This window comes from Polynucleobacter nymphae (assembly GCF_018882155.1).
In the GTDB taxonomy this organism is placed as follows: Bacteria; Pseudomonadota; Gammaproteobacteria; order Burkholderiales; family Burkholderiaceae; genus Polynucleobacter; species Polynucleobacter nymphae.
On sequence record NZ_JACVPA010000001.1, the window covers coordinates 129360 to 155736 of the forward strand.

At 42.9% G+C, this 26377-nt stretch carries 24 protein-coding genes; 20 read left to right on the plus strand and 4 right to left on the minus strand.

The features are described from left to right. Positions 1-116 precede the first annotated feature (116 nt). Entirely contained in the window at positions 117-1577 is a 1461-nt protein-coding gene (locus ICN29_RS00675) for a cyclic nucleotide-binding domain-containing protein (protein ID WP_216128739.1), read from the plus strand. 15 nt (positions 1578-1592) lie between these two features. On the opposite strand, the gene ICN29_RS00680 is transcribed toward ICN29_RS00675, so the two are convergent. Beyond that, positions 1593-2846, minus strand: a complete 1254-nt coding sequence (locus tag ICN29_RS00680; protein WP_216128741.1) for a cyclic nucleotide-gated ion channel — start codon at positions 2844-2846, stop codon at positions 1593-1595. A 263-nt stretch (positions 2847-3109) separates the two neighbouring features. Here ICN29_RS00680 and ICN29_RS00685 point away from each other — a divergent pair, with 263 nt between their 5' ends. From ICN29_RS00685 to ICN29_RS00720, 8 genes are all read left to right on the plus strand, one after another. Next, entirely contained in the window at positions 3110-3985 is an 876-nt protein-coding gene (locus tag ICN29_RS00685; RefSeq protein ID WP_216128743.1) for a hypothetical protein, read from the plus strand. A 151-nt stretch (positions 3986-4136) separates the two neighbouring features. After that, positions 4137-4982 (plus strand): TauD/TfdA dioxygenase family protein, encoded by an 846-nt coding sequence (locus ICN29_RS00690; protein WP_216128745.1) that lies wholly within the window; start codon positions 4137-4139, stop codon positions 4980-4982. Next, the gene (locus tag ICN29_RS00695; RefSeq protein ID WP_216128747.1) at positions 4982-5704 is read left to right on the plus strand and encodes an SDR family oxidoreductase; all 723 of its coding nucleotides are present in this window, start codon (positions 4982-4984) and stop codon (positions 5702-5704) included. The genes ICN29_RS00690 and ICN29_RS00695 overlap by 1 nt, the downstream gene beginning before the upstream one ends. Positions 5705-5722: 18 nt before the next feature. Beyond that, the gene (locus ICN29_RS00700) at positions 5723-6709 is read left to right on the plus strand and encodes a Bug family tripartite tricarboxylate transporter substrate binding protein (RefSeq protein WP_216128749.1); all 987 of its coding nucleotides are present in this window, start codon (positions 5723-5725) and stop codon (positions 6707-6709) included. 10 nt (positions 6710-6719) lie between these two features. After that, positions 6720-7481 (plus strand): SDR family oxidoreductase, encoded by a 762-nt coding sequence (locus ICN29_RS00705; RefSeq protein WP_216128751.1) that lies wholly within the window; start codon positions 6720-6722, stop codon positions 7479-7481. Between the two features lie 202 nt (positions 7482-7683). Further along, positions 7684-8385 (plus strand): haloacid dehalogenase type II, encoded by a 702-nt coding sequence (locus tag ICN29_RS00710; protein ID WP_216128753.1) that lies wholly within the window; start codon positions 7684-7686, stop codon positions 8383-8385. Between the two features lie 270 nt (positions 8386-8655). Continuing rightward, complete coding sequence (locus ICN29_RS00715; RefSeq protein WP_216128755.1) at positions 8656-9960, plus strand: aspartate aminotransferase family protein; 1305 nt, start codon at positions 8656-8658, stop codon at positions 9958-9960. A gap of 25 nt (positions 9961-9985) precedes the next feature. After that, on the plus strand, positions 9986-10873 hold the full coding sequence (locus ICN29_RS00720) for an amino acid ABC transporter substrate-binding protein (protein ID WP_216128757.1): 888 nt from the start codon (positions 9986-9988) through the stop codon (positions 10871-10873). A gap of 134 nt (positions 10874-11007) precedes the next feature. Here the strand turns inward: ICN29_RS00720 and ICN29_RS00725 are convergent, their stop codons facing one another. Continuing rightward, positions 11008-12000 carry a hypothetical protein gene (locus ICN29_RS00725; RefSeq protein ID WP_216128759.1) on the minus strand — a complete coding sequence of 331 codons (993 nt, stop codon included), beginning with the start codon at positions 11998-12000 and terminating at the stop codon, positions 11008-11010. Between the two features lie 308 nt (positions 12001-12308). Here ICN29_RS00725 and ICN29_RS00730 point away from each other — a divergent pair, with 308 nt between their 5' ends. From ICN29_RS00730 to ICN29_RS00770, 9 genes are all read left to right on the plus strand, one after another. Beyond that, positions 12309-12605 (plus strand): hypothetical protein, encoded by a 297-nt coding sequence (locus tag ICN29_RS00730; protein WP_216128761.1) that lies wholly within the window; start codon positions 12309-12311, stop codon positions 12603-12605. Between the two features lie 114 nt (positions 12606-12719). Next, positions 12720-13229: a hypothetical protein gene (locus tag ICN29_RS00735; RefSeq protein ID WP_216128763.1), complete on the plus strand. Its 510-nt coding sequence runs from the start codon at positions 12720-12722 to the stop codon at positions 13227-13229. Next, positions 13229-13456: a DUF2798 domain-containing protein gene (locus ICN29_RS00740; protein ID WP_216128765.1), complete on the plus strand. Its 228-nt coding sequence runs from the start codon at positions 13229-13231 to the stop codon at positions 13454-13456. Before ICN29_RS00735 ends, ICN29_RS00740 begins: the two co-directional genes overlap by 1 nt. 8 nt (positions 13457-13464) lie before the next feature. Further along, positions 13465-14523, plus strand: a complete 1059-nt coding sequence (locus tag ICN29_RS00745) for a hypothetical protein (protein ID WP_216128766.1) — start codon at positions 13465-13467, stop codon at positions 14521-14523. Positions 14524-14673: 150 nt separating this feature from the next. Then, entirely contained in the window at positions 14674-16098 is a 1425-nt protein-coding gene (locus ICN29_RS00750; protein WP_216128768.1) for an amidase, read from the plus strand. Between the two features lie 58 nt (positions 16099-16156). Next, on the plus strand, positions 16157-17125 hold the full coding sequence (locus ICN29_RS00755) for a Bug family tripartite tricarboxylate transporter substrate binding protein (RefSeq protein ID WP_216128771.1): 969 nt from the start codon (positions 16157-16159) through the stop codon (positions 17123-17125). 23 nt (positions 17126-17148) lie between these two features. Continuing rightward, positions 17149-17880 carry an SDR family NAD(P)-dependent oxidoreductase gene (locus tag ICN29_RS00760; protein WP_216128773.1) on the plus strand — a complete coding sequence of 244 codons (732 nt, stop codon included), beginning with the start codon at positions 17149-17151 and terminating at the stop codon, positions 17878-17880. A 24-nt stretch (positions 17881-17904) separates the two neighbouring features. After that, the gene (locus ICN29_RS00765; RefSeq protein ID WP_216128775.1) at positions 17905-18999 is read left to right on the plus strand and encodes an NHL repeat-containing protein; all 1095 of its coding nucleotides are present in this window, start codon (positions 17905-17907) and stop codon (positions 18997-18999) included. Positions 19000-19019: 20 nt separating this feature from the next. Continuing rightward, positions 19020-20357 carry an NAD(P)/FAD-dependent oxidoreductase gene (locus ICN29_RS00770; RefSeq protein ID WP_216128777.1) on the plus strand — a complete coding sequence of 446 codons (1338 nt, stop codon included), beginning with the start codon at positions 19020-19022 and terminating at the stop codon, positions 20355-20357. 6 nt (positions 20358-20363) lie between these two features. Here ICN29_RS00770 and ICN29_RS00775 read toward each other — a convergent pair whose 3' ends face one another. Beyond that, on the minus strand, positions 20364-21233 hold the full coding sequence (locus ICN29_RS00775) for a fumarylacetoacetate hydrolase family protein (protein WP_216128779.1): 870 nt from the start codon (positions 21231-21233) through the stop codon (positions 20364-20366). 142 nt (positions 21234-21375) lie between these two features. Here ICN29_RS00775 and ICN29_RS00780 point away from each other — a divergent pair, with 142 nt between their 5' ends. Further along, entirely contained in the window at positions 21376-23034 is a 1659-nt protein-coding gene (locus ICN29_RS00780) for a thiamine pyrophosphate-binding protein (protein ID WP_216128781.1), read from the plus strand. A 21-nt stretch (positions 23035-23055) separates the two neighbouring features. Here the strand turns inward: ICN29_RS00780 and ICN29_RS00785 are convergent, their stop codons facing one another. After that, positions 23056-24093 carry a Bug family tripartite tricarboxylate transporter substrate binding protein gene (locus tag ICN29_RS00785; RefSeq protein WP_255538007.1) on the minus strand — a complete coding sequence of 346 codons (1038 nt, stop codon included), beginning with the start codon at positions 24091-24093 and terminating at the stop codon, positions 23056-23058. Positions 24094-24318: 225 nt separating this feature from the next. Here ICN29_RS00785 and ICN29_RS00790 point away from each other — a divergent pair, with 225 nt between their 5' ends. Then, the gene (locus ICN29_RS00790; protein ID WP_216131846.1) at positions 24319-26307 is read left to right on the plus strand and encodes a glycosyltransferase; all 1989 of its coding nucleotides are present in this window, start codon (positions 24319-24321) and stop codon (positions 26305-26307) included. Positions 26308-26377: the final 70 nt, after the last annotated feature.

Consider the following 26377-nt stretch of genomic DNA (forward strand, 5'->3'; position numbering starts at 1 on the left):
GGTCGCACACTCAAATCGTGCTTAGCTGGCATGATTTAACCCTTTCGGGCTGGATTTTCTAATTAGTATGATAATGTTCTGTTCATTCTATTAGCTCACTATTCCATTATCACCATATGGCTCTAAGTCACGAAAAAGTTTTTGCATTACCTAAATGGGCATTGATTCTCTTAATCGTGCTGAACATTGCCGTTGCTAGCTACGCCTACACATTAGGAAATATTTTTGCGTTTGTTGAGGCTGATTTATCGGATGGCCTCTTCTCAGAGATTGACATCATTGCCATCTTACAGATTGTGCTTATAGCAGTAACTGCTGATACTGCTTTTAGGCGCACAATTATTAATCTGAATCGGATTAATCCCGAAAAAAGAATTCCTGCAATTATTGTTACAGCTGGCTCTTTGATTATTTTGTCTTTAATCGGCTTAGCTGGTTTTATTCTTCTCTACGATCATAATCTTACGGGATTGGTAGCGGCTTCTGGTGGTTTGGGTTTGGGTTTGGGTTATGTGTTTAGAGACCGAATTGCAGACATTGTTGCAAGCGTTTCTTTACAGACTGATGGCTTAGCTGCCCTAGGTGATTACATCGTCATTTTTGAAGGTGACGAAAGAATTCCAGAAACCTATGAAGTGATTCAAATGGAGCATCGTTTGATTACCCTTCAGGGAACTACATATGGATTGATTAAGAAGTTTTATAACAATAAATTTCTTGAACTAGATTACATCAACGTTACGAAGCAGGCTCCCAATCGGGGATTTCGGCGTCATCTCACTATTTCACTAGGTTCTCACTGCGATAGCGAGAAGGTAACTGAGATTCTGAATTTGGCAATGGAGTGTGTGATATCTAAAAATAAGTTTTTTCGTAACTGGTATCTCTGTGGAGCTTCTGAGTTAAAAGGGGGTCATGTTGAATATATGGTCCGTTACGAGTGCGATCCGGATCTAGATTTTCCTAAGGACCTCACTAATCGTCTAGTGCTAAATACCATCATGCTTTTCTTAAAGGCAGGTGCAATTGATTTTACTGATACGCCTAGTGAAGCAGGTGCCCAGCTTGACCTGAAAAATCGTTTAACGGCCTTCGCATCGCTTGGGTTCTTGATGGTTTTAAATGACGAAGACTTAACGTATCTTGCTCAGCATGCCCATTTTGTGCGCACCTCAGTTGGTGAGCAGTTGATTACTAATGGACAAGAGGCTTACAGCATGTATTTGCTTCTAGAGGGACGTTTAGAAGTGAAGGTTCCCAATGCTGAAGGTAAATCTATTGCCGTCGCATCGATCTGGCCTGGGGATATTGTTGGTGAGATGTCTTTATTAACTGGCGCGCCTCGTTCTGCCGATGTGTTTTCAGCTACTTCAGCACTGATGATCAAAATTGAAAAAGATGATATTTCTCCTGTCCTAGAGCGTCGCCCTCAATTAATTCAGAATATCTCTGACGTCTTAGCGCAACGTGCAGCCCATAATGAACGCGTGAAAAGTGGTGCAGACCAAGATAAAAACTCATCTGAAAACAGTAAGAATATTGCCAAGAAGATCTTGAAATTCTTTTTCAATAAGTAGTTAACAATTTAGCAATTAAGTTTTGCGTGACAAGTTAATGGATTCAATTTTGCTCTTTAAAGAAGCGTGATCGTTGGCTAGGCGATGAAAGTCGTGTATATCTAAAGCCATTAAACGCGTGGCACTAATCGTTTTGACTGAAGCGTTACGTTTGCGATTCTCTAATAATCCAGCCTCACCAAATACATCTCCTTTTCTCAAGATAATGGGCGAGGGCGGTCTAGGATAAATTTGCACTTCAACCGCACCATCGGCAATAAAATAAATCGCATTAGGTGATGAATTTTTCTTAAAAACAATGGTGTTTTTTGGCAGAACGATTGATCTTAAGTGACGCGTAATATCAGCTATACAACTGCTATCGAGGTCATGGAATAATTCCAAATTGGAGATAATTTCCCAATTATAAATTTGTTCGCGATATCTTAATTCTTCAGCAAATCCACTGGCCAAAATACCTGCAGGGATTGCCAACATAGCAATGCCACCTAACATGGCTACTCCGCCTAATATTCGCCCGATTGAGGTTACGGGGATGATGTCACCATAGCCAGTCGTAGTCATGGTGACGATACCCCACCATAAAGCTGTAGGAATATTTTTGAAAGCTTCGGGTTGCGCATTACGTTCTGCCAAATACAGAGCAGTAGACAAAATAACGACTAATAATCCTAGACAGAGTAATGAGGCAGTCAGGATTTGCCGCTCTTTTTTCACTACGGCGCCAACAATTTCAATTCCAGGGATATAGCGACTTAATTTAAATAAACCCAAAACAACTACATAATTTGGCCAGGAATTGGGGTCCACGCTGGTGATGTTGTAAAGAATGCTGAGGATGACCAAAAGATCAATAATCCCCAGGAGTGAGATTACATAATGGAAGCGATAGTGGTGATCAGTTTCATGCTCTCTGACATCGTCACTTTCTTCTGCTAAGTCACTGCAACTTTCTGGAGCAGACCAAAGTCGTCCAAGGTATTCAATAGTAAAAATGGATAACAATATGATGAGGAGAATTTTTTCAAGGCTAGGAATACCGGTTAATTCCCAAAGTTGACTTTCTAAAATTCGAACGATGGCCATTGAGAGAATGGCCACAGTAAGGATGCGCGCAATTAATTTACTGAGCTTTCCGTATTGGTTGGCAATCCGTACAGCAAAACTATAGTTACTGTCGTACGCCGGTAGGGTGTTATTGAGGGCGTAATAGGTAATCTGACGCGGAGTAAGTCGGATTGGCGGGGGTTGGCTAATAGAGATGTTCATAAGCTTGTATCGATCAATCGAATCATTTTAGCGATAAATCCATGAGATTAAGCTAAAAAATCCGGTTTTATTGCAGTGCATCGACCTAACTTGCTTACCTGAGGAAGTGCGCCTTGTTATATCCCAAGACCTATGTAGAATAGGCCTAACATCTCTCCGAGCTGACTTAGCCTCCCGTTAAGACTACCGCCCCAGATTTCGAACATAGTCGAATCAGGGGGTCTAGATGAAATCTATAGAAATTAGCAAAACTCCAGCTTGCTGTGACAGCTAGATTCTGTGGCGTTGTTCTTGCTTATTTTTTAGTAGTTTTTTTTGTAACCATGCCACTTTCAGCATGGAGCGAAGAGCAAAGCAATGCAGAAGCAAGCAATCAAAGTGCGGCAAATATTGCGTATGAGCTAACTAATCCATTATCTAATTTGCAATTGATTGATGTGCAGTGGAATCATAATGGTGGGTTGGGAACCAATCAAGCTGGGACAAATCAAACCTTACAAATTGCCCCAAAAATTAAAGTGGATGTTTCTGAGAATTGGAAAACTCTGACTCGCGTTTATTTCAATTCATCTAGGCTTCAAAATGTTAATGGTTTAAATAGCTCAGGTCTGGGTCCTACACAGATTGAGACCATATTTACACCAAAATCCGATCAGCAAACAATATATGGACTAGGCCCTTACTTTCAGATTCCTGGAGGGCAAAGTGGAGACTTTGGAAGTGCTCAATGGGGCGGTGGATTACGCGCAGTATTCATAACAATGCCTAAGCCTTGGACGATTGGTGTCTTCATTCATCAATCTTGGAATATGGGCGGCTCTGCAGGAGCAGGCACTCTTCAAAGTCCAGGCACCGGAACAACGAATACCTTTTCTGCTTGGCCTACTATTGCTTACACTACTTCTGGTGCATGGATTTATACATTAGATAGTGAGTCAACCTATAACTACGATGCCCGTAGAACCTATAACCCGGTTAATGCCACCATTGGTAAAGTAGTCCTCATTGATAATTCACCAGTGGACTTTACACTCGGACTTCGTTACAACGTCAGCGGTTATACGACAACATTACAGTATCCTGGCACACCTCGGGGTTGGGGTACGAGGGCTCAAATTACGTTTCTCATGGGGCATTAAGTTTATAGTCCTGCTAGTTGAGCCAAAGGCTCAACTAAAGGCTTGCAACTATTTAGATTATTCATAAGGGTTTACCCCTTTTGTAGAATATTTAGTGTGCTGTATAAATTAAAATCAACTGAATATAACTAAAAAAGTATTGGAGTCAGATGTGAGTTCGTCAACTATAGAGGTGAGGCCATTAACAGGCGCACTTGGTGCTGAACTTTTAGGCCCGGATTTGGCAAAAGACCTTTCTCCAGAATTGATCCAGGAAATCCGTAATAACCTTCTTCAATACGGAGTTATCTTTTTTCGTGATCAAGATTTAACCCCAGAACAGCACTTAAATTTCTCTAAAATGTTTGGGCCTTTAGTCATTAATCCTGTCTACGGAAGTGTGGATGGGTATCCTGAAATCATGCCTGTAATTAAGGATGTAAAGGATACTTACAATATTGGCGATACATGGCATAGTGATATGACTTACATGCCTGAACCCCCCTTAGGCTCTATTTTGTATGCGAAAGAGGTTCCAAAGGTTGGTGGAGATACTCTTTGGACCAATATGCAGATGGCCTATGAATTTCTTCCGGAGCCACTAAAAAATTCCTTAAATGGTTTAAATGCCATCCATTCAGATGCCTTTTTGACCGCGCGCACTGAAGAGCGGAATGCTGGGCGGTCCACGAAGTTAGTGGTGGATCCTAATCGTCCAGAACTTCGTGCTCTGCATCCAGTAGTTAGGACTCATGATGAGACTGGAAAAAAAGCTTTATATGTGAACTATCCATTCACTTATTCTTTCGAGGGAATGAGTAGGGAAGAAAGTCTTCCATTGCTTAATCAGTTATATGCCCACTCATCTAAACCTGAATTTTCTTGTAGATTTAGATGGCAAAAAGGCTCAATTGCTTTTTGGGATAATCGCTGCACCATGCATTATGCGTGCAATGATTATCAGGGCCATAGACGTGTCATGAATCGAATCACGATTGCTGGTCCAAAGCCTCAATAATGGAACAAAGTACATATGCCTTGGTTACAGGGGCAAGCAAAGGAATTGGTAGGGCAATTTCTGATTTACTGATTGAAGAAGGACAATCAGTAATAGGGATCGCTCGCAATCCAGATCCTACCTTCAAGGGAAAATTATTTTTAGCGGATCTTTCGGATGCCGCCTCTAGAAAGCAATTATTCAAAGAGATTGCTACATCCTTTCCGATTGATCGATTAGTCAATAACATTGGGTTCAATCAACTCCAGGGATTATCTGAGATTACTGCCCAAAATTACCAAAAGATCATTGATCTAAATTTAACCCTGGCTCTGGAGTTGACCCAGGCAGTGTTGCCCTCCATGCTGGCTTTGGGTGAAGGCAGAATAGTTAATATCGCTAGTAGATCAATGCTTGGTAGAAAAAATAGTAGTGTTTATGCTGCTGCTAAAGCAGGCCTAGTGGGCTTCACAAAATCTTGGGCGCTTGAGCTCGCTCCCTCATCCATCACCGTCAATTGCGTTGCTCCAGGGCCGATTGCTACAGAGATGTTTGATCGAAATAATCCAACGGGGTCTCCTGGAAGAAAGTCAATGATGGATTCTATTCCTATGAATCGCCTCGGAGATCCACGCGAGGTAGCTGCTGCAGTCTCTTACTTTCTATCAAAGGGTGCATCATTTACAACCGGTCAAACGATTTTTGTTTGTGGTGGCGCTAGTATTTCCCAGCAACATTTTTAAAAAGGAGCTGAGGGTTTTATGAGAGTGAATAAGAATAACTTTTTCAGTATTGTTATTGGATTAATGGCAGTGTTATTTTGTAGCGCGGCCATTTCCCAGGTGAACTATCCTGTTCGTCCAATTAAGCTAATTGTTGGTTATGCGCCTGGCGGTACAACGGATATTATTGCCAGAATATTCGCTGAGCGATTTACAGTCTCAATGGGTCAACCTGTTTATGTTGAAAATATCCCAGGTGCTGGAGGCAATCTTGGTGCTGCAGCTGTGGCAAGAGCAGCCCCAGATGGGTACACACTTCAATTGGGAACGATGGGTAATATGACCATTAATCCATCGGTATATAAAAATATGCCGATAGATACCCTCAAGGCATTTCAGCCTATCTCCAATATTGCTACCGTTCCAAATATTGTCGTGGTCAATCCAAGCGTTCCCGTCAAAAATATTAAAGAATTTGTTGATTGGGCAAAGGCTAGGCCAGGTCAAGTCTTTTTTGCCTCATCAGGAAATGGTAATGCTCCTCACATGACCGGAGAATTATTTAACCTAGCTGCAGGTTTAGAAATGATTCATGTGCCATATAAGGGTAGTGGCCCAGCTTTGGTTGATTTAATGGCGGGCCAAGGTGTACAAGTGATGTTTGACAATATACCTTCAGCAATCAATTTTGTTAGAGGCGGCAAATTAAAGGCGCTGGCTGTAACTGGCGCCAATCGAGTTGCAACTGAACCCAATCTACCAACTATTAAGGAATCAGGCTATCCTGATTTTGTTGTTGAAACTTGGTTTGGATTATTTGCCCCTGCCGGAACCCCTAGGCCGATTGTTGATAAATTAAATGCTGAAATTTTGGCAGCATTAAAGAGTCCTGATATACAGAATCGACTCAAAGATTTAGGAACTCAGCCATCCTGGACAAGCCCAGAGGATTACCAGAAGCTACTTGAATCTGACTATAAGAAATGGGCAGATGTGGCCAAAAAAGCCAAGATTGAAGCGCAATAGGAAAGTGACGATGCCAATTCAAGGAAATAAATTGGCTTTAGTAACTGGCGCAGCCCAGGGTATTGGATTCAGCATTAGCGTACGCTTGTTAGATATTGGCTACTCAGTCGCTATGCTTGATATCAATCCTGCTGTAGTTGAATCCGCGAAACTGTTGGCAAGTAAAAATGCCGACGTAAAAGGTTATGTATTAGATCTTAGTAATCTAAATTCAATCCGCTCTTTGGAAGCTCTGATGGGAGAGTCATTTAAGAACTTAAGCGTTCTTGTAAATAATGCAGGAATATCTCCCAAGCATCAGGGAAAGAAAAGGCAATTTATTGATATTCCTTTGGATGAATGGCAGCGTGTGATTGATATAAATTTGACTGCGAATTTCTTAATTACCCAAATTTGTCTTGTTCCCATGATGAGTCATCAGCATGGAAGAGTGATTAATATCACTAGTCAGGCAGCTAGAACACGCACGCCAATACCAGGGGCGCATTATGCAGCTTCAAAGGCTGGAATAGCGGGCTATACAAGAATATTGGCTGGTGAGGTTGCTCAATGTGGAATTACAGTTAATTGCATAGCTCCTGGCCGTATTAAGTCCAAAATGACAGAAGAAGTGGGGGGTTCTGTTAATACAGAATTGGCCAAGAGCATTCCTATGGGTAGACTTGGAAAGCCTCAAGATGTGGCAGCCGTCGTTGAGTTCTTAGTTTCAGATAATGCCTCCTATTTAACTGGCGTGACTATAGATGTCAATGGTGGAAACTTCATGCCATAAGGAGCGTAGATTACAAAGTCTATAAAACATGGCTATGGACTAAAGGAGGGTGTGAGTACCCATTATTTTGGGGCATTTGCGCATTAATGGTGGCCCTCAATATATGAACCTGACAATACTGATTTAGCCAGTTCAATAGCTTAGATACATCAAATATCGTTTGTAACGACATTAGTATGCAATATAAAAAGTTGGAGTTAGCATGTATAAATTAATAGCCTTTGATGCCTATGGCACATTGTTTGATGTGTATTCCATGGGGCAATTGGCGCAAGAGCTGTTTCCTAGTCATGGCCAAGCAATGACTTTAATGTGGCGTGATCGCCAAATTGAATATACCCGCTTGGTAACAATGAGTGATCCCAGTCCCAATGGAAGTAAACACTATCTACCATTTTGGGAGTTAACCATTCGCTCATTGCGTTATGTTTGTAAGCGGATGGAATTAGATCTCACCCCAGAATATGAGAGGCGACTAATGGATCAGTATGCCAAGCTCACTGGTTTTGAAGACAGTACAACAGTAGTCAAAACCCTTAAAGAAAAAGGTTTCTTTACCGCTATTTTATCTAACGGCAGCAGAGAGATGCTTGCTACTGTAGTAGAAAGCAATGGCTTAAAGCCTTATCTCGATAAAGTCGTGACGGTTGAAGATGTTCGCCTATTTAAAACTGCACCTCAAGCTTATGAGCTTTTGCTAAAAGCATTTCCTGTCAAGAAAGAAGAAATTCTGTTTGTATCTAGTAATGCTTGGGATGCTCTGGCAGCTAAGTGGTATGGATTTGATGTTTTTTGGGTCAATCGCCTTGGCCATCCATTTGAGGAGATTGGTGAAAAGCCTGACTATGAAGGTAATTCACTAAGCAAAGTTTTGGAAGTTGTCTCTACAGCTTCTAAGGCCTAGCCCATATATTGAAAGCGCGCTGGGCAGGCCTAATGTCCTCAATATCCAGTTTTACGCCTCTCTTTTCAGCCAGGACCACCAATAAATATAAAACCACCTTCGAGTAGTTTTAATTTGTCATTTAAACCGACAAACAAGCAAAATTGAGCCTTATATTGCATTGCGTTAAAGTTGGTGTTCAAGCTTTGGTATATATTGAAAGGTATGTAGAGCTTCTCAATAGTCCTTTATAACAAAGCTCAATCACGGCTAAAGAACATAGGAAAAAGAATGAATAATGCATTACACGCCTCAGCAAAAAAATACATGCTGAGATACGGCGGGGATGTATTCCCAAATCTTTTTAAAAGCGCCAAAGGCACTATCGTCATTGATGATACTGGTCGTGAAATATTGGATTTCACCTCTGGACAAATGTGCGCCACCATTGGCCATAATCATCCTGCAATAGTCAATGCGGTGAACGAGGCTGGAAAAAAAGCATTTCACATGTTTAGTGGGATGATTCCTGAGGATGTCGCTAGACTGGCAGAAAAAGTGGCTACCGAATGGATGCCTCCTTCGCTTAGCAAGTCAATCTTTATCAATACCGGATCTGAAAGTAATGAAGTCGCTTTGCGTATTGCAAAAATGTATACGGGTGGCTATGAGGTGCTGGCGGTAGGGGGGTCTTGGCATGGTGTCACTGGCACTGCAAGCTCAGTTTCATTTGCTAGCGACCGCAAAGGCTATGGGGTCCCGCCTCCTGGCGTTTTCATCTTGCCAGAGCCCAATATGTACCGACCCTATATTCCAGAGCTTCCACCAGAAGAGTCAGCTCTAAGGAGCTTGGAAATTGGATTAAAGATGTTCGATATGGCTTCAACTGGAAGAGGGGCAGCTATTATTGTGGAGCCAGTGATCAGCGCTGGAGGTGTCTTAATACCACCAAAAAGCTATATGCAAGCGCTTCGAAAGGCAGCCGATGACCGCGGTATGTTATTAATCTTTGATGAAGCTCAAACAGCATTCGGGCGGATTGGTAAAAAAACAGGTTCAGAGTTATTTGGAATTATCCCCGACATCATGACCCTATCTAAAACAATGGGCGGTGGATTGCCATTGGCCGCAGTAGTGACAACTCCTGAGATTGAAGAGGATATCCACCAAAAAGGCTTTTCTTTTTATACCAGCCATGTATCAGATCCTTTGTTAGCAACGGTTGGGTTGGCAGTTTTGGATACCATCAAGAATGAGAAGCTCATTGAGAAGGCTAATGTCACTGGGGCTTACTTAAGAAAACAACTTCTTCAGTTGCAAGAAAAGTATGAGTGCATTGGTGAGGTTAGGGGTGAAGGACTGCTATTAGGGGTTGAACTGGTGCAGGATCGTCAATCAAGGTTAGCTCATCATCGATTAGGTGAGCTAACTACTAAAAAGTGCTTTGAGTTAGGTTTAAGCATGAATATTAGGAGACGTCCTGAGCGTGGATCAGTTTGGAGGATTGCTCCTCCATTAACCGTATCAAATCAAGAGATTGATCAGGCGATAACTATATTAGATAGGGCTTTGGATGAGAGTCTCAAAGCGCTTTAATAAACAAAAGAGAATAGGATAAAACATGAAAAAGCTTACTTCATTAGTTTTCATATCAGCATTTATTTCAATGACTGCTTATGCGCAGGTTTCTAACACAGATGCCAAAATTAAATCATCTAATGCAATTACAGTGGGAGTGAGAGAATCTTCTGCGCCTTTATCCTACGCCATTGGAAGTAGTGAGTATGCTGGCTATCACGTTGAACTATGTGCAAAAGTCTTAAAACGACTTTATCCAAATGTCAAAATAACATACATGACAGTAACCCCGCAAAATAGAATTCCTTTACTCCAAAATGGAACAATTGATATTGAATGTGGCTCAACAAGTAATACTGCTTCAAGAAAAGAACAAGTCGATTTCGCGGTGACGACCTATGTAACTGAAGCTCGGTATGCTGTAAAAAAATCTTCAGGCATTAATACAACTGATGATGTTATTAAGAAAAAAATTGTGACCACTGTTGGAACTACGCCAGTTCAACATTTACGAAAACTCGAGCAAGCAAAGGGCGTGAAGCTTGATGTAGTCTATGCTAAAGACCATTCAGAAGCATTCTTACTCGTTGAATCCGATCGAGCAGACGCATTTGCAATGGATGACAATATCCTTGCCGGAAATATTGCTGCTAGCAAGACTCCAAATGCATATAAGATTGTTGGAGACCCTCTAAGTGTCGAGGCAATTGGAATTATGCTGCGTAAGGATGACCCCATCTTTAAGGCTGGAGTAGATAGCCAGGTCAAGTCTATGATGAAATCGGGTGAACTTAAAACGCTTTATGAAAAGTGGTTTTTAGCTCCAATTCCACCCAAGAATTCTGTCATAGGGATCCCTATGGGTGCGACCTTAATTGAGCTTATCAAAAACCCAAGTGACGCTCCTGCTGAGGCCCTCGTAATTAAGTAATTTGGCTATTCAGCGTCTCATCAGGCAATAAAACCACCTTCGGGTGGTTTTTGCTTTTAGAATAATAACATTATGCATCGCAAGCCGACTGCAATTTGTCATGTGATAGAGCAACTCACATGTCAGTTAAACCGCTACATTTCTACTGGGGGTGTTGATGCTTGCTTAGATGGGATATTCCATCTTTTCCGCAGATCCTCTAGGGGCTCGTGAGCATAATCAAAATAGTTGATACCAAGAACTAAATCAATAGTGACCTCTTTGCCTCTTTGTAGAGCGATTGCAATGCGCTCGGGTCCATTTGCCACCTCCATGTCATAACCTAGGTGAGGCGCTCCGGCAACAATCGTTTTTAGTAAGCCGCCTTGGAAAATACTAAGCACTCCCAAGAAATTCATCACCGCACTTTCTGATTCTGTAGCCATAGTGCTAAAAGCAGCTACTTCTATCTCTCCGATGCCATCAGAATCATAATCCGCTAGAACATGAATCCAATCATGATGCGCTACCGCTTCATTAATGCCACCAATCACCCCGGGGAAAGTAAAGTTCCTCTGTTTGTAAAAATCCCAAAGACCTCTGCCTAAACTACCAGCAGGGTAATGCTGAAGATTTTCATAGCGCTTAGCTACCTCATCTGAGACTTCCACAGTCATCATGGTTGCGCTGAGACCATACTTTTCATCTAGATGAGCAAAGTCGGGCGAGGCGAGATCTTTGTCGTAAAAATAATTCGAGCGGTAGAAGTCTTGCTGGGCTCGAATAATAGATTTTTTAGAAAGGTCTCGAATCAATGCTAGGCCATTGTTTGCAATACCCAATTTTTGAGCCCATACATTAATGGCATCAGAAATTTCTGGTGAGATCGATGAGCATAACAATTCAGTTGCTAGCATTAAATCAAGCACTTCATTACGCTTTTGAGATTCTGGCATTACTAGAGTAAATTCCTCAATACTGATGGGCTCTAGTGTCCGGAAATCACAGTCATAGGACATGAGACTATGAAATACAGTCTTTAGGAATTGAGGCTGTATGTCATCGAACCAACCGTTTTGGCGACAGGTGCTAACAACAGCTTTTGCCATCACTGGCGCATCAGCAGGGATTGTGTGCTTAAAGAACATAATTTCTATTTAACTTTATTTGCTAAGTGAATGGGCTGTAATCAAATGATTAAGGCTATTTTAATTACGTCTGGCTCGGCTATTGCCCATCCATCAAGAATCATTTCACTAGTGACATGCCCTCAGTATTGCAATTCTATCCATTCTGATTAGGCTTATGTTGAATATAAGCAGACTGAATGGTCTGGTCTGGATAAAAAGGCAGTTAGAGTTTATCCAATAGACCTTCGAGTAGTCTTAGTTATCTACTAAGCTTACCCCTGGGCGCTTTAAATACGCCTTCAATTCATAACGAAAGAGAGTTCAAAATGGCTTATGGAATTATTCACTTTTATCCAAACGGAACTAAATCTCAATATGATGCCGAAATTGCAATAGTTCATCCGCATGGCGGAGCAGGCCTTCCAGTAGGTCAGCTATACCATGCGGCTGGACCTTCGCCTGGTGGCTGGTCAGTAGTTGCAATTCATGATTCGAAAGAAACTTGGCAGAAATTTTTAGATGGTGTTTTATTGCCCACAATCCAATCGCAAATTAAAGATGGATTTAAAACTGAACCCCAAGCAACCTATTTCGAGGTTGACCACTTACAAGAAAAGTCTTGAGACGAACTGAGTTACTTTAGATTGTTTACCTTCTTTTTAAAATATTTGACCTATCTGCGATTTATTGGCATTCTATTAAGAAAGAGGGTCAGATGAGATAAGGGCAGCAAATATATGAACAAAAGATTGATTTTTGTATTGCTAGGCTTTGGCTTCTCTCTCTCAGCATTTGCACAAAGTGCGCCCGCAACAGCCGTTGCCCGTGGAGAATACATTATTCGGATTACAGGCTGCAATGATTGTCATACCCCTGGCTATGCAGAAAAAGGCGGCAATATTCCAACTGCTCAATGGTTGACTGGAAATCCAGTTGGCTTTAAAGGTCCTTGGGGAGTTTCTTATCCCGTCAACTTACGTTTGTTGATGCAGAGCTTAACTGAAGACCAATGGGTAAATTTTTCAAAAAATTTACAGGCTAGGCCACCTATGCCTTGGTTTACGATGCAAATGATTTCTGACTCAGATTTACGTGCCACCTATCAATTTGTGAGTTTGTTAGGTCCCGCTGGCGTTCAATCACCTGCTTTTGTACCGCCTGGCGGTGAAATAAAAACCAAATATATCGATTTCGTACCAACCTCTGCCAAACACTGGAATGGCTTCTCTCATATCACGGCCAAGTAATGAAATTTCCAAAAAAATATTTCAACCTCATCTACTCATTGTTGATGTCGGTCATTATGGGCTTGATGATGGCTGCAGTTTTAACAGCCATTCTTACTGGTATCGGTGGTGATTTTGTGATGCGTTGGTTAAAGGCATTTATTCAGGTATGGCCTGTTGCCTTTCCGATCCTATTACTTTTGGCGCCCTTTGTTAAAAAATTAACTCCTGACTTAACTGAGCCTTAAATACTTTTATGAATATCATTCAAAACAACTTATCGAGCACCAAGACTCCTTTTCCTTTACCAAAGCCTATGGCCCAGGCGATTGGAGGTGGTCTTAAGGGTCTTGTGGATATTGATGGTGGACCCACGCTTGAGCAGACGCGCATATTAAATGCCCTAGCAACTCATATATTGGGCTTTGACATGAGCTCCATATCAAAGAGTGCAGCAATTGCTCCTGCGCAACTTGCGGGACTTCTCCCAGATCCAAAATATCAGCGCATATTTATGCAGATTGCGATTGTTTTAGATCTATGCCGTCACCCTAAAAATGAGAAGCAATTTCTTCGTGTAGAAGAGTATGCAGCAGCATTTAAATTTAATGGCGTTGAGCTCAAGATCTTAAGAGATTTTGCCCACTTGTCTGCAATTGATGCAACCGCGGATTTCATTCGTTTATATGGTTCATATACGCCAGAGCTCTCTGAGCATCATGGCAATCTACCACCAGTTGATCCTAAGGATCTTGACGATCAGTTTTTTGACCGTCTCGAGCAGTTGGCTCACATGCCCTATGGAAGCTTAGGTTGGGCATTTACTAATTTCTATGCCCGCAGTAAATTCGAGGTCCCAGGCCGGGATTCCCCAAATCCTAGCTACTATGTCAGTCATGATATGGGACATGTTATTTCAGGTTATGAAGCCACTGGGCCGGGGGAGGTTGCGCTTGGTGCTATTAAGCTTGCAATAGATGGTAGCGATGCTAACTGGATGGCCTCATTGGCTAATTTCTTGATTCATGAGGTTGGCTTATTTACCCACGGCACCGATGTTCAATTTATTCCTCATGGAGGGGATGGAGACCCGTATTACACAGCTGGCGTCAGAGGTACCGTGGATATGCCAGGAGCAGCGGATCTTTTTGCTGAAGCATTACAGCGTGGCGCAGCCTGTGGTGGTGACTTTACTAAATTAGATCATCTTGCTATCGCCCATATGCCCTTAATAGAGATTAGGCGAGAGTTAAAGATTCCTCCGCTGAGTAAATCGATGTATGACGATAAAGACCTCTGGCCAAGCTCTTACTAAGCGCTGTTTAGATAGCACTATTTAACCCCCTGCAAATACTATCACTAGTGGCTAATGGATATGTTGTGATGCATCAATTTGCTCTGAAAGCTGCAAAATTGAGTCGCCTATACTACGTCAACAACAATAAGAATTAAGGACTCATTTCAAATGCTGAATGATGATTTGTGTTTTGTATCCGCTACTGAGTTATCCAAACTCATTCGACTGAAGAAGATCTCTGCCCAGCAGACCATTCGCGCCCATTTAGATCAGATTGAGCGCCTCAATCCCACCTTAAATGCGATTGTTACCTTAACTGCTGAGTCTGCAATGGCGGAGGCTACTATTGCCGATCAAAAAATTGGAGCAAATGATTCCGTTGGCATCTTGCATGGATTACCAGTAGCCCATAAAGATTTATTTTTAACGCGCGGCGTAAGAACTACATTTGGTTCTCTTGCGTATAAAGATTTTGTGCCTGATGTGGATTCATTGCCAGTTGAGCGCTTGAAGAAAGCGGGAGCCATAAGTTTAGGTAAAACTAATACACCAGAGTTTGGTGCCGGTAGCCAAACATTTAATGCGGTCTTTGGCTCTACGCCTAATCCGTATGACTTGAGTAAGACCTGTGGCGGCTCTTCAGGCGGTGCTGCGGTAGCTTTAGCAAGCGGTATGGTTGCTCTGGCTGATGGTACGGATTTAGGCGGCTCGTTACGAAACCCAGCAAGCTTTTGTAATATTGTGGGTATTCGGCCGTCAGTTGGTAGAGTGCCATCATGGCCTGAATCATTGGGTTGGCAAACTATGAGTGTCTCAGGCCCCATGGCGCGCTCGGTACAAGATTTGGCTTTAGCCATGGCCGCAATGGCGGGGCCCGATGATCGCTCACCCATTTCTTTAGAGGCCCCTGGGGAGATCTTTCTCAATCCTTTAGCAAGATCTTTTAAAGGATGCAAGGTCGCTTTTAGTGCCAACTTAGGTGGCTTACCAGTTGAGCCAGAAGTAGCTAGAGTAGTGGAGTCTTCACGAGCAGTATTTCAGGATCTGGGCTGTGATGTAGTCAATGATGAGCCTGATATTGCGGAGGCGGGTGAAATTTTCATGCTCTGGCGCGCCTGGAGAACAGAACTTCGCATTACCCCCTTATTAAAAGAGCATCGAGAGCAGATTAAAGATACTGTGATCTGGAATGCTGAGCAGGGTTTGCCTATTACCGGCCCTCAATTAGCGCGAGCTGAGGCTAAACGAACTGAGCTCTACCACCGGATGCGAGAGTTTTTTAAGAAGTATGAATTTTTAGTCTTGCCTGTATCCCAAGTGGCGCCTTTTTCTATCGAAGAAGAGTATCCAGCGCATATTAACGGCGTCAAAATGGATACTTATATTGCTTGGCAAAAAACGTGCTATTTGATCAGCGCACTAGGAAACCCAGCAATTTCAGTGCCAGCAGGGTTTACGCAAAGCGGGCTACCGGTGGGCATACAGATTGTGGGGCGGCACCGCGATGACTTTGGTATTTTGCAACTGGCACACGCCTTTGAGCAAAAAACGCTGTTTTCCCAAAGGAAACCCCCTATATGCAAGCCTTCATAAGTCCATTCAAAATAAGCCCTAAATACATTAGTTTTCTATTCAATATAGGAGAGTGAACATGCGGAATATTTCACCATACTTTGCACTATTGTTTGGCTGTCTAGGCTTTTTTTCTAGCGTGGCAATTGCGGCACCTTATCCAGAGAGGCCTATTCGTTTAGTAGTGCCTTACCCCCCAGGTGGGACTACTGATGTCTTAGCCAGAATTGTTTCTCAAGGTTTAACCGAAAAATTAGGCGTTGCTGTCATCGTTGAAAATAAGCCGGGCGGGGGAAATAATATTGGTACTGAGTCTGTGATTAAATCAGCTCCCGATGGATATACCATGCTACTGACCAACCCAGCGAATGGCATTAACGCTACTCTCTATAAAAACTTACCATTTAACTTTATCAATGATATGGCTCCGGTAGCTGGCATTGTGCGCACACCTAATGTGATGGTGATTACTAATGGAATGCCAGTCAAAACTGTTGCTGAGTTTATTGAGTATTGCAAAACTAACCCATCTAAAGTGAATATGGCATCTTCGGGTAGCGGAACCTCAGTCCATTTATCGGGTGAGCTATTTAAATCGATGACGGGTTGCAAGATGACTCATATCCCTTATAAGGGCGCAGGCCCAGCCTTAAATGATCTCATTGGTGGACAAGTGCAAGTCATTTTTGATAATTTGCCCTCCTCAGCCGGATTTATTAAAGACGGAAGAATTCGGGCGCTGGGAGTGACATCAGTTGCGATTGAACCTTCATTACCTAATGTACCAACGATTGCAGAGACGGTGCCTGGTTATGAGGCGACTGCTTGGTTTGGTCTTGCGATGCCCAAAGGGACTCCACGCGAGGCAATCGATAAGGTCAATGCTGCGATGAATCAATTATTAGCAGATCCAAAAATGTTAAAGCGTTTAGCAGATTTGGGTGGCGTACCCATTCCGGGAACGCCAGAAGATTTTGGAAGAACGATAGTCAATGAAACTCAGAAATGGGAAAAAGTGGTGAAGGCTTCTGGCGCTACAGTAGATTAAATGCAATGATAGAAGGCTAACTGATGGATAAGCAAAAGAATGTATTGATTACTGGTGCTAGTCGTGGAATCGGTAGGGCCATCGCTACACGATTAACTCACGATGGTTATCGAGTAATTAATTTGGATAAGTTAGCCCCGCCGAGCTTGTTAAAAGACGAAGAATTTCATCAAATTGACATCACTCACAGTGATGTACTGAAAGCCCTACTTCAGGAGATCACTGCTCGCACCAAAGTGCTCAGATTAGTAAACAATGCCGGCATTATTAAGCCAGGCGCTCTTGAGGATGTGAGCGTAGAGGATTTTGATGCGGTTTATGCCTTAAATTTAAAGGCGCCTATGGTTCTTACTCAACAATTGGTTCCACAGATGCGAGAAGCAAACTTTGGACGGATAGTGAATATTGCAAGTCGTGCAGCACTAGGCAAAGAAGAGCGTACCGCCTATGCCGCTATGAAAGCAGGCTTGCAAGGGATGACCAGAACCTGGGCTTTGGAGCTGGCCCAATTTGGTATTACTGTTAATGCCATTGGACCTGGGCCGATTGCAACAGAATTGTTTACTTCAGGCAATCCACCAAATGCTCCGAAAACAATCAAAATTATTGAAAATGTTCCGGTAAAGAGAATGGGTCAGCCAGAGGATATTGCACACACAGCTGCCTATTTATTAGATGATCGTTCCAGCTTTACCACTGGTCAAACACTTTTCGTTTGTGGTGGTATCACTGTGGGATTAAGTAATGCAAGTTAATGCATCTCAGAAGAGGAATTCAAAGTGAAGTTATTGATATTTATATGTTCTTTGTTAGTGGCTATCTCACAAAGCTATGCAGCTGATACTCGGATTGAGGGGATACCTGGAGGACAAAAATTTGAGGCCAATCCATTCTGGTTAAAACCTTTACCTAATCAATGGATTATTGGTCAGGTAGCAGGTATTGCCATCGATAAAAACGATCATCTGTGGATTGTTCATCGCCCGAATTCACTAGCGCCTGATGAGCTTGGGCTGGCCAATAAGAATGCGAAGTGCTGTATTGCCGCACCACCAGTGATTGAGTTTGATAAAAACGGTAAGGTTCTGCAAGCGTGGGGTGGTCCAGGCCAGGGTTATGACTGGTTTGAAAATGAACATGGCATCTATATTGCTCCTAATGGCGATGTCTGGCTTGCTGGCAACGGCAAATCTGACCGTCAAATATTGAAATTTACCAAAGAGGGTAAGTTCTTATTGCAAATTGGCAGCCCTGGCCTTGAGCAAAACTCAAACGATACAAAAAATTTAGGACGTCCAGCACACATGGATTCAGATGCTGCGGCAAATGAAATATTTGTTGCGGATGGATATCAAAATCGAAGAGTAGTTGTGTTTGACTCGAATACTGGTGCATATAAAAGGCACTGGGGCGCCTATGGCGGCAAGCCAGCGGATGGTATCTTTGAGCGTTTTAATACTAAGCTAGAACAATTTGGCAATCCAGTGCACTGCGCTCGCTTACTCAAGAATGGTCAATTGGCGGTATGTGACCGCGCTCAAAATCGTTTACAGATCTTTACCAAAGACGGTAGGTTTGTAAGGCAGCTCGAGATTGATACAGACACTAGAGATAATAAAACAGGCTGGGGCTCGGTTTACGATGTTGTAGAAGATGGCAAAAGTCATTACTTTTATGTTGCTGATGGCAGCAATAATGAAATTAAGATCGTAGATCAGAAAACCGGACAGACGCTTGGAACAATCGGACGATCTGGCCGTAATGCTGGTGATTTTCATGTTCTGCACAATATTGCGATTGATAGCCAGGGAAATTTGTATACCTCTGAAGTTGATAATGCTAAGCGTGTACAGAAGTTTGACCGAAAGAAATAGTCTGATATGAAGGTGTATGGATGAGTAAGGTTCATAAGGTAGTCATAGTAGGGGGCGGTGCAGGGGGTTTAGAGCTTGCTACAAAGCTAGGGAATCGCTACGGCAACGCAAAGTCCGGCTCTCAAAAAATCAGCATTACCTTGGTGGATAAAAATCGTACTCATATTTGGAAGCCTAAGCTCCACGAAGTTGCTGCAGGCATTATGGATCTTGCTGACCAAGAGTTAGATTACATCGCCCAAGCCCATTGGCATCATTTTTTATTTCGGATTGGCGAGTTAATTGATATCAATCGCGAGAAAAAAGAAATTCGGATTAGTCCATTTTTGGATGACTCAGGTGAAATGGTGACGCCTGAACGATTGATTCCTTACGATACCTTGATCATTGCGATTGGTAGCTTAACCAATGACTTTGGGACTCCCGGAGTAGCAAAGTATGCACAGCGTTTAGAGTCACTGGCTGATGCCAAGCGCTTTCATTTGCGTATGATTAATGCTTGCCTGCGAGCCCAATCACAGCTTGCTCCTTTGGCGCTCAATCAACTGAAGGTGGCTATTATTGGCGCTGGTGCAACGGGTGTTGAGCTGGCTGCAGAATTGCATCGCACAACCCGTCAGGTTATCTCGTATGGCATGGATCGCGTTGATCCGGATAAAGATATGAAGGTGATCCTGATTGAGGCTGCGCCACGGATATTGCCAGCGCTTCCCGAAAGGGTCTCTGCAGCAGCGCAAACACTCCTCGTTGATCTTGGCGTTGAAGTGATTACTAATGCAAAAGTAGAAGAAGTTTTCACAGATAAGCTGCGCCTCTCGGATGGAGTAGAGATTCCTGCTGAATTAATTGTTTGGGCTGCCGGTGTTAAGGCCCCTGATTTTTTACATGAAATTGGTGGTCTAGAGAGCAACCGAGCAAATCAATTGGTGGTGTTGCCAACACTACAAACCACGCGCGACCCTCATATCTTTGCGATGGGCGATTGCGCTGCCTGTCCTTGGCCTGAGGCTAGCAATGGGAAGGGCGGCATTGTTCCGCCACGCGCTCAAGCAGCGCATCAACAAGCCTCTCATTTGTATTCTCAAATAGAAAATATTGTTCATGGCAAACCCTTGAAAGCTTATCGGTATCGCGATTTCGGCTCGCTCGTTTCGCTGGGCAAATTTAGCAGCGTTGGCAGCATGATGGGTGGATTGATTGGCGGCAGCCTCATGATCGATGGCTTTTTTGCGAAGATCATGTATCTGAGTCTTTATAAATTACATCAACTGGCCTTGCACGGCTGGATCAAAGTGATACTCGATACGATCAGTCGTTTAATTCATCGCAGAACCGATTCGATTGTAAAACTGCACTAAGGCTGCCTACTCGTCCTTGATGGTGTTTCGTAATACTCCAATGGATTCGATTTCAATTTCGCAAATATCCCCCGGCTTCATGAAAACAGGGGGTGTTCTGGCGTAACCCACACCAGCTGGAGTCCCGGTAATCACAACATCACCTGGCTCCAAAGTCATGCATTCAGAGATCAGCACAATAGTTTCTGCAACGCCCCACAAGAAATCCTTGGTGTTGGCGTTTTGCATTACTTGACCATTTAAGCGGGATTGAATATTTAAACCATCACATCCAGGTGGAAGCTCATCTGGTGTTACCAGCCAGGGGCCAAATGCACCGGTTTGATCAAAGTTTTTACCAATCGTCCACTGAGTCGTTTTGCGTTGGTAATCACGAATACTACCGTCATTAAAGATGCTGTATCCCGCCACACAATCCAAGGCATTTTCTAAGGTGAGGTGCCGCGCTTTTTTGCCAATAATAAAAGCAAGCTCTGCCTCGTAATCTAACTTGTCTGAAACTTGAGGTCGCATAATCGGGCTTAAATGTGCCGTCATTGAGCTAGGACCGCGCATAAAAAAACTGGGATACTCAGGTCGTGCATTACCGCCTTCTTTGGCATGGTCAGCATAGTTCAGGCCCATACAGACAATTTTTCCAGGCTTTTCAATAGGGACCTTGAAGCTAATCTCATTAAGCTTGCCAGTAATTGCTTTGGAGTTTGCAATGGCAGCGCCTACGCGATCCAAATTGACTTGGGATTGAATGATTTCTTGAATGCTATTGGGTATCAGTGAGTCTGTGGCGCATACATCAATAAAGGTATCTTGGTCGCCTTTGGAGAGCGCTCCCACGCCCTCATATCCATTTGGACCCTTAAAGCCAAATAACCTCATCTTAGTGCCTCCATTTACGTTGAACTATAGTCAGTTCTCGCAGTATAGGTCAGCCTGATTCAACCAAGCCCATACCAAAGTGTGATAACTTTCTATTAGACACAGATGAATACCACTTCCTACATGAAAGCATAAAAATAGCATGGCGACACCAAGCAAGATGATTAATGGTGGTCAAATACTCGCAAATGCCTTGGTAAGGCAAGGGGTAGACATTGCCTTTGGAGTTCCTGGTGAAAGCTTCTTGCCTCTATTAAACGGTCTGGTAGATCACCCCCGCTTTCGGTTTATTACTTGTCGTCAAGAGGGTGGCGCCGCCTATATGGCTGAGGCCTATGCCAAATTGACAGGTCAAGCAGGAGTGTTAATGGTGACGCGCGGTCCTGGTGCCTCAAATGCCATGATTGGCATGCACACAGCCTATCAAGATGCGACCCCAATGGTTTTACTGGTTGGCCAGGTTGGTACAGATATGGTTGAGCGTGAGGCGTTTCAAGAAATTGACTATCGCCGCATGTATTCAGAATGTGCGAAATGGGTTGGCAGCATTGATCGCGTTGATCGTATTGATGAATTTGTTTCTCATGCATTTCATATTGCTCAAGCTGGACGTAAAGGCCCAGTTGTGCTTGCTTTGCCTGAAGATGTCTTGTATATGGCTGGTCAAGAAAATCCAGCTAAGCCAGCACATATCGTTCAGCCAGGTTTAGATGGTAAGCAGTTTGACCTTGCAATGAAGGCATTCACATCCGCTCAGAAGCCGATGATTGTTGCGGGCGGCGGTAATTGGAATAGCAGTGCCTGTGATGATTTACGCAACTGGGCCAATCAAGAGGGTGTGCCGGTAGCCACGAGCTTTAGGTCTCAGGATCTGATAGATAACTTAGATCCTGCATTTGCAGGTGATTTAGGTATAGGCGCCAATCCATCCTTAGTAAAGCGTGTTACAGAGGCAGATGTTCTATTGGTTATTGGTGAGCGATTGAGCGAGATGACTACTGCTGGTTACACCTTATTCTCCATTCCTCAAACTCAAAATACCTTAATCCATGTCCTTTCTGGCTCAGAAGATTTGGGTCGCGTTTACCGCCCAGACTTTGCTATCAATTGCAGCCCTGAAAATTTCTGTGCCGCTTTAAAGAATAGCAAGATGGGTGATCAATATGATCGCGCAGCAATCACAGTAGCGCACGCTGAGTATTTAGCGTTCGCTAGCCCAGTGACCGCGCCTGGTGATTTGCAATTAGCGCAGATCATGAGTTCATTGCCAAGCTCAATCCCGCGTGATGCCATTGTGACTAATGGGGCTGGTAACTTTGCTACTTGGGTACATCGCTTTTATCCTTATGGGCCCCACAAAACCCAATTGGCTCCTGCAAATGGCTCCATGGGCTATGGTTTACCTGCAGCCATTGCTGCCAAGATCGCAAGCCCTGAAAAAGTCGTGATTGCAGTCTGTGGCGACGGTGATTTCATGATGAACTGCCAAGAGTTAGCAACGGCAGCCCGTTACGATGCCTTCCCAATTGTTTTGGTGGTCAATAACAATATGCTGGGAACCATTCGGATGCATCAGGAAAGGGAGTTTAAGTCGCGCGTGATGGCGACCGGCCTAACTAATCCAGATTTTGTGAAGTTTGCTGATAGCTTTGGGATGCCTGGATTTAGAGTCACTAAGACCGAAGAGTTTGCAGCCGTATTTGCAAAAGCACTTGCTAGCAAAAAGGGCGCATTAATTGAATTGGTCTTAGATCAAGAAGTCATTTCCCCCAGTAAGTTACTTTCTCAACTGGGGAAGTAAAAAGAATCCAGAATAAAAAGATTAATCTACTTTTGCCCCAGACTCTTTCACAACTCTAGTCCACTTGGCGATCTCATGTTTAATGAAGGCGCTAAATTGTGCAGGCGTATTGCCAACTGGTTGGGCGCCCATTGCTAAATACTTTTCTTTCACTGATGGGCTATTAACAGCCGCCATTATTGCAGCACTGTCTTTACTCAAAATATCTGCAGGCATATTGGCGGGCCCAACCGCCCCAAACCAAGAAGTTACCTCATAGCCCGGTAAATTTGCTGCTTCAGCAACGGTTGGTAAATCCGGCAAGGCAGCAGAGCGCTTAGAACTAGTCACTGCCAATGCTTTTAAGCGGCCCGCCCGAATAAAGCTAATCGAAGACGGCAGATTATCAAACATGATGTCGACATTGCCTGCCATGAGGTCGATTACTGCTGGTGGACTTCCTTTGTAGGGTAGGTGAACCATATAAGTTTTAGTCATCGATTTAAAGAGTTCTCCAGCCATATGGATCGATGTGCCATTGCCGCTGGAGGCCATATTAACCTTGCCAGGATTTGCTCTGGCATAAGCAATCAAATCATTGACAGTATTGATGTTGTTCTTAGCGGCAAACTCCGGATTTAAAACCAAGACATTCGGCAACTCCGCAACCAGAGAGATCGGTGTGAAATCTTTAATAGGGTCAAATGGTAACTTTCCGCCGCCTTGAGTGTAAAGAGGAAGATTGATGCCATGGGTACCTACAGAAGCCATCAGCCAGGTGTAGCCATCAGGCGGCGCTTTAGCAACGATTTCTGCGGCAATATTGCCACCTGCGCCTGCTTTATTATCGATAAGGACATTCCACTTGGCAGTATTCAAGAGTTCATTTTGAAGTGGCCTAGCAATATTATCGGTTGAGCCGCCAGCAGGAAAAGGAATGACAAATCGTATGGGCTTGTTTGGATAATCTGATTGGGCTAAGCTTGGCTGAGCACTAGCAGCAAATAGGGTTACAAGAACTACAAAGAGCTCAATTGCTCTGCCAATCATATTAAAGGGGCCGCTTTGAATCATTGCCATCTCCTATTTATTTGAACCATTCTGAGGATGATTTTAATAGTCCAATTTAAGCACAATCGGCTAATTGCTTGGGTGGCTTTAGTGGGGTAAAGAGGCCTAAAAATCAAAAAAAGCCTAAATTACTCTAGGCTCTTCATAAATTTAGCTCCTGAACTGGTCTCGAATCAGGGGCTGGAGATAAACTATGGTGATGCTTATTAATCCTTCCAAGCCTTAAAAATAGCCATGCCAAAAACATCAACTCAAATGGATCATCAATTCGATAGTCTATTGGACAGCAAAGGCTATGAAAAATTTTCCAAACTGTACAAATCCTTTTCAACAAGCTTCATTAAAAATATCCTAGCATCTGTTGATTTTTATGTTGATCTTAGTCCCAAGGAAGGCTTTTACATACTACTAGCGAGATTTTTTTATCCGGATTTAAAAGTTTTAGCAAATGAGCCTAATGCCTCTGATGCGCAGTCGCTATCTAAGAATGTTGCAAATTTAGGCTTAGAAAATATTTCGATCCAATTACAGCGTAACGAATTAGAAGAGACGATAGTTGATTTATTGAGTGATTATTCTAGTCGTCAATCAGCTCTGATTAGGGTGATGATTACAGGCAATGAGTTTGAGGATATAGGCTGGATATCTGAATTTAGCGAAAAATTTGAAAAAGTAAAATTGATTATTGAGCTTGATCCAAAGCTAATTGATTCCAAATTAGTTAATCTTCAAAGGCCATTGGAAGAAATTGTAAAGATGGGTTATGAAATATGGGCCCTAGATGACCAATCTAATCAGTTTTTTCGAATAAGCTCCCAAAATGCAATTAAATCTATTCCGCCATTAAATTCGTATATTTTCTATGGCGTCAAAAAGTCTCAAGCATTAAGTATGTGTTTTTTTTCACATAGTCCTTTACTTGGGGGCTCTGAAAAAATGATGTTTGAATTAGTGAATGCCCTAGTCAAAGATTTTGGTGTTGTTTGCACTGCCGTTTTACCCCGTGTAGGCCCTCAGTCTGAGGCCCTCGCAAAAATAGGAGTCGCAACCCTTTTTGCCTTTCCCTCTATTTCTGCTTATGGCTGGTGGTGTGATGATGCAAATACTGTTAGATCGAAAGAAGCTCAGCAGTTTCAGGTTTTTGATTGTGCGATGGCTGTTGAGATGAATGTGCTGGAAAACCTTCGTAAATTGGACCCTGATGTCATCTGGACGCAGAGCATGGTCATGCCTTGGGGCGCAAAAGTAGCTGAGAATTTAAATAAGCCTCATATTTGGTATGTCACAGAATTTGGGGAGCTGGACTTTGGGTTTAAGTTTTTTAGTCCTTTCGTGGACGTCATTGAGGAAATTCAAGGTACATCCAATCATGTATATACCTGTAGCCAAGTCTTAAGGCAAACGCTTTTCCCGGCTGCAGAAAAGGAAAAAGTGAGTGTTTTATATACCTGCATTCCGCCGCCCTCCGTTAATGCATTAGCAAGTACTGAGCAGTATTTTCAAAAAAAAGATTCGGTCAAGATCGGGATGTTTAGTCAAATTCGTACAACCAAAGGCCAGGAAGATGCTGTATTAGCGGTTTCTGAGTGTGTAAAAAATGGCTTGAATGTAGAGCTTTTAATTGTAGGAGAAGCTCCAGATCCAACATATCTGACTTATTTAATTTCTTTGGCTGAAGATCTAGGCGTTAAAGATCATATTATTTTTACTGGATATTCAAAGAATCCATTTGATTTAATGGCCCTTTGCGACATTGTTGTAATGGCATCTCGCCTAGAAGCATTTGGTCGTGTTGGGGTTGAGGCGATGCTTCTAAATAAACCGGTTGTTTTTGCTAATACTGGGGGAATTTCGGAATATCAATTAGACGGTCAAACAGGCTTTTCCTATCCACCAGGAGATTCGCTTGCTTTAGCAGGACAATTAAAGCTTCTTATTAATGACCCTGCTTTGCGAAATAAAATGGGTATTGCTGGAAAATTGCATGCATCAAATCTTTTTAGCAAGAAAAACTTTTCAGAACGTGTTTACTTTGACGCTAAAGAAATTGCAAATGAAGGACGGGGTGATTGTAAGAACCCTACAATCATTGAGACCCTAATTCAAGGGGCTGTTGAGAGTCTAAATAGCCAGAAAAAACATCAGAAGTTTGTAGGTAGAAATGAAGTTTGCCCCTGCAATAGCGGTAAGAAATATAAATACTGCTGTGGGATTATTAGCTAATGATTATTGGGATCAACCCAGCTAAATTTGCTTACTTTTTGATTCCCTAGCCTATTTCTGGCTTATCCAG

Bases quoted from the DNA above. Each gene is read 5' to 3' on its own strand.
- ICN29_RS00675 (WP_216128739.1), top strand. From the start codon at position 117: ATGGCTCTAAGTCACGAAAAAGTTTTTGCATTACCTAAATGGGCATTG.
- ICN29_RS00680 (WP_216128741.1), bottom strand. From the start codon at position 2,846: ATGAACATCTCTATTAGCCAACCCCCGCCAATCCGACTTACTCCGCGT.
- ICN29_RS00695 (WP_216128747.1), top strand. From the start codon at position 4,982: ATGGAACAAAGTACATATGCCTTGGTTACAGGGGCAAGCAAAGGAATT.
- ICN29_RS00700 (WP_216128749.1), top strand. From the start codon at position 5,723: ATGAGAGTGAATAAGAATAACTTTTTCAGTATTGTTATTGGATTAATG.
- ICN29_RS00705 (WP_216128751.1), top strand. From the start codon at position 6,720: ATGCCAATTCAAGGAAATAAATTGGCTTTAGTAACTGGCGCAGCCCAG.
- ICN29_RS00710 (WP_216128753.1), top strand. From the start codon at position 7,684: ATGTATAAATTAATAGCCTTTGATGCCTATGGCACATTGTTTGATGTG.
- ICN29_RS00715 (WP_216128755.1), top strand. From the start codon at position 8,656: ATGAATAATGCATTACACGCCTCAGCAAAAAAATACATGCTGAGATAC.
- ICN29_RS00720 (WP_216128757.1), top strand. From the start codon at position 9,986: ATGAAAAAGCTTACTTCATTAGTTTTCATATCAGCATTTATTTCAATG.
- ICN29_RS00725 (WP_216128759.1), bottom strand. From the start codon at position 12,000: ATGTTCTTTAAGCACACAATCCCTGCTGATGCGCCAGTGATGGCAAAA.
- ICN29_RS00730 (WP_216128761.1), top strand. From the start codon at position 12,309: ATGGCTTATGGAATTATTCACTTTTATCCAAACGGAACTAAATCTCAA.
- ICN29_RS00735 (WP_216128763.1), top strand. From the start codon at position 12,720: ATGAACAAAAGATTGATTTTTGTATTGCTAGGCTTTGGCTTCTCTCTC.
- ICN29_RS00740 (WP_216128765.1), top strand. From the start codon at position 13,229: ATGAAATTTCCAAAAAAATATTTCAACCTCATCTACTCATTGTTGATG.
- ICN29_RS00745 (WP_216128766.1), top strand. From the start codon at position 13,465: ATGAATATCATTCAAAACAACTTATCGAGCACCAAGACTCCTTTTCCT.
- ICN29_RS00750 (WP_216128768.1), top strand. From the start codon at position 14,674: ATGCTGAATGATGATTTGTGTTTTGTATCCGCTACTGAGTTATCCAAA.
- ICN29_RS00755 (WP_216128771.1), top strand. From the start codon at position 16,157: ATGCGGAATATTTCACCATACTTTGCACTATTGTTTGGCTGTCTAGGC.
- ICN29_RS00760 (WP_216128773.1), top strand. From the start codon at position 17,149: ATGGATAAGCAAAAGAATGTATTGATTACTGGTGCTAGTCGTGGAATC.
- ICN29_RS00770 (WP_216128777.1), top strand. From the start codon at position 19,020: ATGAGTAAGGTTCATAAGGTAGTCATAGTAGGGGGCGGTGCAGGGGGT.
- ICN29_RS00775 (WP_216128779.1), bottom strand. From the start codon at position 21,233: ATGAGGTTATTTGGCTTTAAGGGTCCAAATGGATATGAGGGCGTGGGA.
- ICN29_RS00780 (WP_216128781.1), top strand. From the start codon at position 21,376: ATGGCGACACCAAGCAAGATGATTAATGGTGGTCAAATACTCGCAAAT.
- ICN29_RS00785 (WP_255538007.1), bottom strand. From the start codon at position 24,093: ATGGCAATGATTCAAAGCGGCCCCTTTAATATGATTGGCAGAGCAATT.
- ICN29_RS00790 (WP_216131846.1), top strand. From the start codon at position 24,319: ATGCCAAAAACATCAACTCAAATGGATCATCAATTCGATAGTCTATTG.